Raw genomic sequence first — 9,615 nt, 5'->3', positions numbered from 1 at the left:
ACTAATTAAAGAAGTGGATCAATTTTGGATGCAAATTAGGGGTTGAAGTGGATCAATTTTCGATGCAAATTAACAGGAACACCTTTTAGCTGCTCAAACCAACAAACATCGACGGCTTTGAATCGATACAGTTCTTTTAACACGCCAATGTTAAAATTCTCCAGGTGCTCTTCAGTGAATAGCTTTAGCTTGATTTTAAAGGCTTCAAGCAGACCGATTCTGTTGAGGCGGAAAGTCTTTTTGAAATCTGGAGTACGTTTAATAACGCCGCTGTGTTTCACCTCATGCCACTCTGCCTTGCCGGAATGGTAGTCAACTAAAAAGTCTGGCGTGTATCGCTTGCCATTTATTAGTAAGCTCCCCGGTTGCGATGTGTAACTGCGCACCGAATTATCAAACTCTAATGTTAATGCGTGCTTTTCTTCTAAATACGTTTCACACCACATATGACAGCCATTTTTATGACTGAAAAAGTTAATGATTGGGTTCGACCGATGCCGGCTAGGAATTAATCTTGGTTTCATACACCGCCTCAATGTTGTTTTCATCGAAGTAATGATTGTATGAAGAGAAAAATTTTCAAAGAGGTATCTTTTGTCTTCTATTATTTGGCGTTTATCGCTCAAATAATCAACAAACAATCGTGATGGAAACACATACTCACTCAATTGTGATTCATGTCGTGTAGATCCTGACAATGAATTTAGTTGTTGCAACTCCACAACGAAAACTCACTTTTAATGGGAATTATTTAAGATTAAAGCACTTCAATAATTCATTAAACAACAATATTAGTTATAAATAACTATAGTAGTTTTATATGCGTTAGCAAACCCAGATGTTATATGGGACAGTAAACCATTTAGCAGTTGGGAATATAGATGGTTGAATTCGCTGAAAAATTGGGCAAAACGATAAAAATTGAGCGCATCCGTCGCGATATGAATCAAGCCGAACTTGCCTTTCAAGCAAACATAAATCAAAGCCATTTGAGCAAAATCGAAAATGGGTCAGTAAACGTATCTGTCATCATGCTTAAGCGGATTGCGGATGTCTTTGATTGCAGAATATGTGATCTATTAGTGGACGTTGACAAAAATTAAGCTTTCCATGTGGGTAGAGATTAATCTGAATTAACTACAGCCATGACCTGCCGATAATTTGAAGGTTTTTCACGTTGTAGTATTTTAATACCACAGCTGCTCACCACCTTGACCTCTGCTGCTCCTCTGAATTGAATACACAGCTCGATCAGATTGGAGAAATCTTTGTTAGAAACTATCTGCTTAAATTAGGTAGATAGTTTCCTGCGAAGCGCTACAGAAGAAACTATCTATCGTAAATAACCACATAGTTTCTCGCGAAGCGCTACAGAAGAAACTATCTCCTGCAACGCTTTATCTATTAACCAAGTTAGAACTGTCTTTCTTAACAAACAAATTGGAAGGCCGGTTCATGATATTTAAATTAAGAGCCTCTATTTTCGTTAATTGATAAAAATGAGTTTTTCAGCGAAATTTGATTCGCTGCTAGTTTTCCAGCCAACTATTGGTTAGAAAAAATTACTTAGTTTTGAGTCTGCAATGAAATGAAAAATTGATAAGCACTAACATCCTGATATTTCTGAGCAAGACTTAAACCTAATTGCACTAACTGCGGATGGTTATTGTACTTTGGCAGTATTTCTTTTAACCGAGATAATGCTTTACCATTTTCACCAATGCTATCGAGACTCAAAATGTATACATAGGCGTACTGCACATTGTCTGGGCCAAAGGTAACCGCCTGGGAAAATGCATCAACTGCCTGCGGCTTGTCACCACTTCGTACCAGATACATGCCATAGCCATAGTGCAGAGCTGCAGAAGTCGGTACCGCTTTAAGACCTGCCTGATACATTGCCAATTCATTTTCGGTTTGATTCATGGCTCGATAAAGATCCGCTAAGTTCACATAGGATGGGTCAAAATAGGGATCGACCTGAATCGCTTGCTTCAGAGCTTGCTCTGCCTGGTTATATTCTCCAAAGGCAATATGCAACATACTTTGATTTAAGCCACCTTCACCACGCCAGCGATTTTGCTCGTTTGCTGCAAACAGCTCCGATAGCGCCTTTGCTAGTGCCGGTGAAAACTCTACGCCTAAATTCATCAACTGCTGTGCCGCTGCGACACGCACCGCTTTGTATTCATCTTCTAGCAAATTCAAATACAAGCCTTGTTGTTGCTCTGCTGGTAACAGAAAACCAATGTGAGCAACAGCTAACCGAATTAACGGCTCGTCTGATTGGATCCAGGTTTTGGCCATCGATTCGTTAATTGATGAGTTGGTGTTAGGTAACAGCCGCAGTGCGCTGGCACGATAAATTTCATTTAAGACTTTGCTATTAATGACATTAAGGTGTTGTTCTAACGGCAGTCGACCACCGTGTTGTAATGTTAGATAGTTTTGTTCGTCACGGCTCAGTGATTCCGGTTTACCATGCCAATTTTTCAGTTGTGTACTTGCCCAGCTATTCGACTTACCTTCATGGCATTTACTGCAGGCATTCGGGCTCGCAAAGCGCACACTTAAATCCGGGCGTGGGATTTTAAAACTGTGGTCTCGTCTGGCATCTACCCCCATATACGTGGTTTCTGGCATATGACAATCAACACACTGACCGCCAGGTGCATCTAGCGGGTGTCCGGTATGCGAGGTTTGCTGATACTTTTCAGCACTGTGGCACTGCAGACACAAACCATTCCCCTCTACCTTTATTTTCATAGTGTGAGCATCATGACAGTCGAGACAATTTACACCGGCGGCATACATTTTACTTTGCAGGAATGAACCATAGACATACACTTCTTCTTTAATTTGGCCATCGCTGTAATACAAAGGCTGCGCCAACATGCTAGGGGAAAACTGGTCTAAAAATGAGGCTTTGGGATCAATGCCATCGGTCAAAGGGGAACGCAATGAATGGCAGGCAAAGCAATTTTCCATAAAGCGATTGTCTCGCTTGCCACCTTTCCAGCTGGCAACATCCTCGCCTGCCATGCGCAACCACTGACCAATGTTTTGCCCATCGCGGCTCTGCTTACCATGTGTTGACGTATTAGTTTCGGCCGCGGAACTGTATGAGTTTCCACCCTTTGTCGCATGATTTTCCATATTGCCGTGACACGACTGACAGCCGACATTGATATTATCAAAATGACTGTTAAAGGCATTTGATTCTGGATCATAGTTTCGGGTTAAGCCATCAGAATGGCAATCGGCACACATACCATTCCAATTTTGCATTGGTTGCTGCCAATGCAATCGATCTGCTGACTTTATATCTTCATCGGCATAAATGGGATACCAGCGTTGCCCACCCTCCCCGGCGCTTCGACTATCCCAGGCAAACGGAAACACCTGCAATCGCCCACCTTTGGCCTTTATCAGATACTGTTGCAACGGATAATGTCCAAATACGTATTCAACCTGATATTCGGCAGATTTATTTTCATGGTTTAAGGCCATAAAATACTTACCCTGCTTTTGAAAAAATCTCGCAGTCTGAGTGAAGTGTTTAACACTCACTCCGGTAAAGTCGCCCAGGATTGTTTTTGAGTTCGCAACCGCCATCGCCTTGGCGTGGTCCGATTGTTGCCATGAGGAAACCTGGGATTGATGGCAACTGACACAACTTGTCACTGGCTCTGCGAACGCGAAAAGCCACCCTGTAATCCACAGAGTAACGAGTAGGGAAACTTTGGAAATGAATAACTTCATGAAACTAATCCATGGTCCTGGTTAATATGTCAGATAAAAATCCGCCTTTTGCAGTTTATTGCTACAACGGATATTAGCGTGCAATGTTTGCTTTCAGATAATTACCCAGCCACATCAAATCCATACACAATGCGATTGTGGTATTGTTGCCCCGGCAATAATACCGTAGATGGAAAATGCGCTTGATTTGGCGAATCCGGGTAATGTTGAGCCTCTAAACAAAAACCTGTACGACCTTCAATAGGTGTATCGTTGCGACTGGTGGAACCATCCAAAAAATTGCCGGAATAAAACTGTACTCCTGGTTGGTCGGTATAAACCTTCAATACCCGACCCGACAACGGTTCTAGTACTTCAGCGGCTTGAACCAGTTCATCATTTCCAACTTTCTTCAGCACGTAATTATGATCGTAGCCGCGACCGATAACGAGCTGCTCATGACCAAGGTTTATGTCTTTACCGATAGCCTTCGGTTTTCTGAAATCAAACGGTGTCCCTGCGACCGACATGAATTTACCCGTCGGAATTAAGTTAACATCAACCGGAGTAATGGCATCGGCGAACATAGTTAACTGGTGATTTAATATAGTACCTTCACCGGCCAGGTTAAAATATGAGTGCTGCGTCATATTTACAATAGTTGCCCGATCCGTTGTCGCCGCAAAGCTCATTTCTAAAGTGTTTTCACTAGTCAAAATATAGGTGACTTCCATGTACAGTTCACCCGGATATCCCTGATCACCATCGGGGCTGGTTGCACTCAGTTTAACCCCAGAGCTATTCTCATTAGTGAATGGTTCAAGCTCCCAGTTTTTACGATCAAAGCCATTTAATCCGCCATGCAAATGATTTGCGCCATTGTTTTTGGCAAGCTGATAGGCCACCCCGTTTAACGTGAACTTACCGTTAGCAATGCGATTACCGTAACGACCAATGATCGCACCATAGTAAGGATTTCCTGCTTCATAGGCTGCTATGTTATCCATGCCTAATACAATATTGGTCTTTTGACCGTTGCGATCTGGCGTAGCAATGCGGGTAATGATGCCACCAAAACTAATCACATCAACTTCAATGCCATTTTGATTCGTTAAGGTAACTTGCAAGACTTCCGTCTGATCCAATAAATAGCCGTAGTGGGTAACAGATGCGTTCGGTACGAAGTGGGACATAAAACTTCCTTTTTTAAAGCATGCCGATAAATTTAATATTTACCGTAATCAGATTTCATTTTTACAGATGAAAAAGTTATCAAATATTATGTTTAGCGGAGTCGAGCACAAGACGCTCTGCGGATCAGACTCGGAAGGTGCTTCATTTCTGTCTGCATAGTTGTCACTTCTCCATCAAGATGCATTAAGGCCAACTGTGCAGCTTGAGCTGCCATTTCTTCGACTGGATATTTTAATGTTGTCAACTTAGGACGGGTAAAGCTCGCCAATATAACATCGTCAAAGCCAATGATAGAGACGTCCTCGGGCACTCGAATACCATTGTCTTCTAATGTACTTATCGCACCTGAAGCCATCGCATCGTTATAAGCAAAAAGTGCCGTGAAAGGTTGTCCGGTTGCCAGTAATTCCTGGGTAGCTGATTGCCCGCCCTGTTGATTCGGCGTTGCCATCGAAACGGCCACCGTACCTTTGGAAATCCCCTGCTCATTCAGCGTTTCCACGAAGCCCTGTAGTCTTAATTGTGGATCCTCGATATCGTATTCACTGGAAATACAGGCAAAGCATTTGTGTCCGAGCGATAATAAATGTCGGGCGGCAATACGTCCCCCTTCAATATTATCAAGCCATATGCAGCGCTCCTGTACTTCGGGAATATATCGATCAATTAACACCAGGCCTGGATTCTGACCGAGTAGCTGTTGCAATTTTTGGTCTGAGATGTGTTTCGAGTGCATAACAATCGCTTCACAGCGCCTGTCCAGAAGAATGTTTAACGCATCAAGCTCAGATTCTGCACTACCGGTACCTGTGCTCAATAATAATTGCAGTCCCATTTCTTTGGCGATTGCCTCCACACCACTTGCCAGTAGTGCAAAAAATGGATCGGTTAGCTCAGGGATAACAACCCCAAGGGTTTTACTTTTCTGGGTGACCAGAGCTTGTGCGTTGGCATTGGGACGGTATCCGAGCTGTTGCATGACCGTGCGGACCTTGTCGCGGGTCTTTTGATTAACCTTTTCACCCTGATTAATAACCCGAGATACGGTCGCAATGGAAACGCCTGCAACTTTCGCAACATCCTTTATCGTAGCCATAATGTAAACGTTATCTCTCAATAAAATAAATTTATTTCTGCATATTATACGAAAAATCATGATATCTCCATATCTACAACAGTCGATATTGCGACGCAAAATGAAAACGTTTACACTCATAAAAAAGATTGATTGTGGAAAAGAATATGAACGACACTTTCGTGCCAACCGAACACCCTCACCGCCGTTTCAATCCGTTAACTGGCGAATGGATATTAGTTTCGCCTCACCGTGCTAAGCGACCATGGCAAGGGCAGGTGGAACCTGCCAGTGAGGAAAAAAAATCAGCATATGATGCAAACTGTTACCTATGTGCGGGAAACACCCGAATTAATGGTGAAGTTAATGAGCAATATCGGGGCACTTATGTATTTGATAATGACTTTGCTGCACTAAAGCAAGACACTCCAAGTTATGCTGATAGCGACCCGTTATTTAAAGTTTGTGCTGAGCAAGGGGTCAGTCGGGTCATTTGTTTCAGTGAAGATCACAGTAAAACCCTGCCCGAGTTATCGATTGCGGAACTGGAAGACGTGGTCCGCACCTGGCAACAACAGTGTCAGGATCTGGGTCAAAAGTTTGCATCAGTGCAGGTTTTTGAAAATAAAGGGGCAATGATGGGATGTTCCAATCCCCATCCGCATGGACAAGTTTGGGCACAAACCCAGCTCCCGACTCTGGTTCAGAAAAAGCAGAACGCTCAACAAGAATATCTAAAAAATCATAATGGCAATTTGTTACACGACTATGTGAAGCGTGAACTAGAAGAACAACAGCGGGTCGTTGTTAGCAATGATGACTGGGTCGTGGTTGTCCCCTATTGGGCAGCCTGGCCATTTGAGACCTTGTTATTGCCCCGCTTTAAAGTTCAACGCATGCCTGAACTCAATGAAACTCAAATCCATAACCTGGCGGATATTCTCAAACAAATCACCATACGTTATGACAACCTGTTCAATTGTTCATTTCCCTATTCCATGGGTTGGCACGGTGCGCCATTTGATGGTCAGGATCACCCTGAATGGACGTTGCACGCCAGTTTCTTTCCGCCATTACTGCGCAGTGCCACCGTGAAAAAGTTTATGGTGGGCTATGAAATGATGGCTGAGGCACAGCGAGACTTGACCGCTGAACAAGCAGCTGAACGATTACGAGACGTCAATGCGACTCACTATAAGGAATTAACAAAGTGAACTTAACCGAACAAGCAAAGCAATATTTTACAACTCAGTTTGGTAGCCACAGCGAACTGGTATGCTACGCGCCCGGGCGCGTCAATATTATTGGTGATCACACCGATTATAACGATGGTTTTGTGCTACCGGCTGCGATTAATTATGGTACTGCGATTGCGGCATCACCTCGCGATGATCGCAAAATTATCGTTTATGCCCACGATTGCGATCAGCAAACGAGTGAATTCAACCTCGAAAATATCGAGTTTGATGACCAGCATATGTGGAGTAACTACGTGCGTGGTACCTTGTCCATGTTACTTAAGAAGTTCCCAGACCTGCGTGGAGCAACCCTGGCGGTTACCGGTAATGTGCCCCAGGGCGCTGGACTGAGCTCCTCAGCTAGTTTTGAAATCGCCATACTGAAAACCTTTAAAGAGCTTTTTTCACTGCCGTTGGATGGCATAGAAGCCGCGCTTCTTGGTCAACAGGCAGAAAACCAGTTTGTGGGCTGTAATTGCGGCATTATGGATCAATTAATTTCAGCGATGGGACAAGAATCCAATGCCATGTTATTGGATTGTCGTGCTCTGACATTTGAGGATGCGCCGATCCCGGAAGGTTATTGCTTTGTGATAGTAAATTCTAATGTCAAACGAGGTTTGGTCGACAGCGAGTATAATTTACGAAGAGAGCAATGCGAAGCAGTCGCGAAATATTTTAATGTTAAAGCGCTTCGAGATTTGAGCATGGAACAATTGCTTGAGGAAAAAGCACAGTTATCCGACGTAGAATTTCGCCGTGCTCGCCATGTCATCAGTGAAAATGATCGCACCCTGGCAGCGCTTGAGGCCTTGAAATCGAATGACATTAAAACCATGAGTGAATTGATGCGGGCATCACATCTCTCTCTAAAACAAGACTTTGAAGTTACGACACCGGAGATGGATGCTTTGGTTGATATCATTCACTCGGTATTGGGAGATAATGGGGGTTGCCGTATGACTGGCGGCGGGTTTGGAGGATGTGTTATCGCTCTTGCGCCTAAGCATTTGGTAGATTCCATTAAGGATACAGTTGCACAACAGTACCCATCGCGTTCAAACCTAAGTGCGGATATATACGTGTGTTCACCTGAGCAAGGCGCCTTTCGCTAATCGTTAAGTTGAATCGTCAAAAATTGTGGTTCGAGCGATAGTATTCCCGAACCACAATCTGAATCAAACCTTTCTTTCCAAGAACCAATCTGCAGTCCTTAAAAGCTTTAAATCAATTTTACCAACGGCTATCCGCACACGATTGCATGCCATAGTAATTACACACCTTCGCTTCCGGGGTACTGCCGTTTATCAGCAAATGATACGGCTCGATAAATCCAGTCATGTTCAGGCTCTCAATATTGATATTGAAGTGGTAATCCACACCTGGCTCGTTGTAATCAATTACCCCACCCAATGATGGACCGATATATATCTGTCCTTGCTTAGACCACTGCTCGGTGGTCGGCAGGCAAACGTTGTCACAATTGGGGTTGGTGGTTTCAAAGTAATCGAGCTGGTTTTGTTTTAAGTGTGCGTCCAGGCCGAAGTGAGCATTGACGTTATAGATATAAGACTCTGCAAACCAGCCCGGTTTAAGGTTGGTACGTTGATGTACTTTATCCAAGCAGTCATTAACCGGGTTGATTCGTGCCGCCCACTGATTAACGCCGCGCGAATACGGTTGAGCGGAGCAGCCTTCGCCATACGTTGCATCAATTTCCGCTTTCCATTGCTCGCGGGTATAAGTCTCACCCGCCGGACTGAACAGCTCGACAAAGCCACTATCAACACGAACCGCCTGGCCACAGCCATTGGCGGTGACGCCATCAACCTGGACCGAGCCATTTTCCTGAAAGTGAGGACCAAACATCACCGGCGCCAGGCAGTCTGTGCCGCGAATGTTTTGCGCAAAGATGTTGCGAATGCCACCTTTGCCATAGTCTTTCATCGTCAGGTTATCGGTTTCCATGCGCAAGGTGATACCACCCTCGCTGTGCAGGTTTCTGAACAAAATGTTATCTGCTGCATAAGTTTGCACCAGGCCATAACCGAACAGCGAGTTACGTTGGTCAATGTTTTCGATAATGCCGTTCACCGGCCAGTGGATGTCATTGTCGCGCTCGGTGATACCGACCAGGAACGAGGCAAAAATGGTTTTGTTATCTTCAATGGTGAAGTTCGAGAATTTAAAGTTGTCGATATCGCCCATCTTAAACACGGCGGTACGCTCATTGGCCGCGGTGCGTAAATCAATGGTAAAGCCATTGCCAAGGCCTATCACACTAAAGTTTTCGGCCTTGCCCTGACTGCCATTGCCCATTTCAAACATCCAGACGTTATAACCGCCACCAGCAGCCATATAAAACGT

8 protein-coding genes are annotated in these 9,615 nt (G+C 44.2%); 3 read left to right on the top strand and 5 right to left on the bottom strand.

The features are described from left to right. Positions 1–35: 35 nt before the first annotated feature. Positions 36–524, bottom strand: a complete 489-nt coding sequence (locus E8M12_RS16145; RefSeq protein ID WP_169303169.1) for a TnsA endonuclease N-terminal domain-containing protein — start codon at positions 522–524, stop codon at positions 36–38. 357 nt (positions 525–881) lie between these two features. Here E8M12_RS16145 and E8M12_RS16140 point away from each other — a divergent pair, with 357 nt between their 5' ends. After that, positions 882–1,103: a helix-turn-helix domain-containing protein gene (locus E8M12_RS16140; RefSeq protein WP_136737307.1), complete on the top strand. Its 222-nt coding sequence runs from the start codon at positions 882–884 to the stop codon at positions 1,101–1,103. 463 nt (positions 1,104–1,566) lie between these two features. Here the strand turns inward: E8M12_RS16140 and E8M12_RS16135 are convergent, their stop codons facing one another. The 3 genes from E8M12_RS16135 to E8M12_RS16125 form a co-directional block, all read right to left on the bottom strand. After that, positions 1,567–3,762, bottom strand: coding sequence for a multiheme c-type cytochrome (locus tag E8M12_RS16135; protein WP_136737306.1), 2,196 nt, complete (start codon positions 3,760–3,762; stop codon positions 1,567–1,569). 101 nt (positions 3,763–3,863) lie between these two features. Next, positions 3,864–4,934, bottom strand: coding sequence for an aldose epimerase family protein (locus E8M12_RS16130; protein WP_136737305.1), 1,071 nt, complete (start codon positions 4,932–4,934; stop codon positions 3,864–3,866). Positions 4,935–5,026: 92 nt separating this feature from the next. Next, the gene (locus E8M12_RS16125) at positions 5,027–6,031 is read right to left on the bottom strand and encodes a LacI family DNA-binding transcriptional regulator (RefSeq protein ID WP_136737304.1); all 1,005 of its coding nucleotides are present in this window, start codon (positions 6,029–6,031) and stop codon (positions 5,027–5,029) included. A gap of 146 nt (positions 6,032–6,177) precedes the next feature. Here E8M12_RS16125 and E8M12_RS16120 point away from each other — a divergent pair, with 146 nt between their 5' ends. Together E8M12_RS16120 and galK are read left to right on the top strand one after the other, a co-directional pair. Beyond that, entirely contained in the window at positions 6,178–7,224 is a 1,047-nt protein-coding gene (locus E8M12_RS16120) for a UDP-glucose--hexose-1-phosphate uridylyltransferase (RefSeq protein WP_136737303.1), read from the top strand. Next, complete coding sequence (galK, locus tag E8M12_RS16115; RefSeq protein ID WP_136737302.1) at positions 7,221–8,363, top strand: galactokinase; 1,143 nt, start codon at positions 7,221–7,223, stop codon at positions 8,361–8,363. Before E8M12_RS16120 ends, galK begins: the two co-directional genes overlap by 4 nt. Positions 8,364–8,481: 118 nt before the next feature. Here the strand turns inward: galK and E8M12_RS16350 are convergent. Further along, on the bottom strand, positions 8,482–9,615 hold a 1,134-nt coding region (locus E8M12_RS16350; RefSeq protein ID WP_169303168.1), incomplete at its 5' end, for an Iota-carrageenase.

Source organism: Thalassotalea mangrovi, from assembly GCF_005116735.1.
Taxonomy (GTDB): domain Bacteria; phylum Pseudomonadota; class Gammaproteobacteria; order Enterobacterales; family Alteromonadaceae; genus Thalassotalea_A; species Thalassotalea_A mangrovi.
This window is presented reverse-complemented; position numbering and strand designations above follow the sequence as displayed.

What these genes read in the sequence shown, in the direction of transcription:
- E8M12_RS16130 (WP_136737305.1), bottom strand. Translation starts at nt 4,934, where the DNA reads ATGTCCCACTTCGTACCGAACGCATCTGTTACCCACTACGGCTATTTA.
- E8M12_RS16120 (WP_136737303.1), top strand. Translation starts at nt 6,178, where the DNA reads ATGAACGACACTTTCGTGCCAACCGAACACCCTCACCGCCGTTTCAAT.
- E8M12_RS16125 (WP_136737304.1), bottom strand. Translation starts at nt 6,031, where the DNA reads ATGGCTACGATAAAGGATGTTGCGAAAGTTGCAGGCGTTTCCATTGCG.
- E8M12_RS16145 (WP_169303169.1), bottom strand. Translation starts at nt 524, where the DNA reads ATGAAACCAAGATTAATTCCTAGCCGGCATCGGTCGAACCCAATCATT.
- E8M12_RS16140 (WP_136737307.1), top strand. Translation starts at nt 882, where the DNA reads ATGGTTGAATTCGCTGAAAAATTGGGCAAAACGATAAAAATTGAGCGC.
- E8M12_RS16135 (WP_136737306.1), bottom strand. Translation starts at nt 3,762, where the DNA reads ATGAAGTTATTCATTTCCAAAGTTTCCCTACTCGTTACTCTGTGGATT.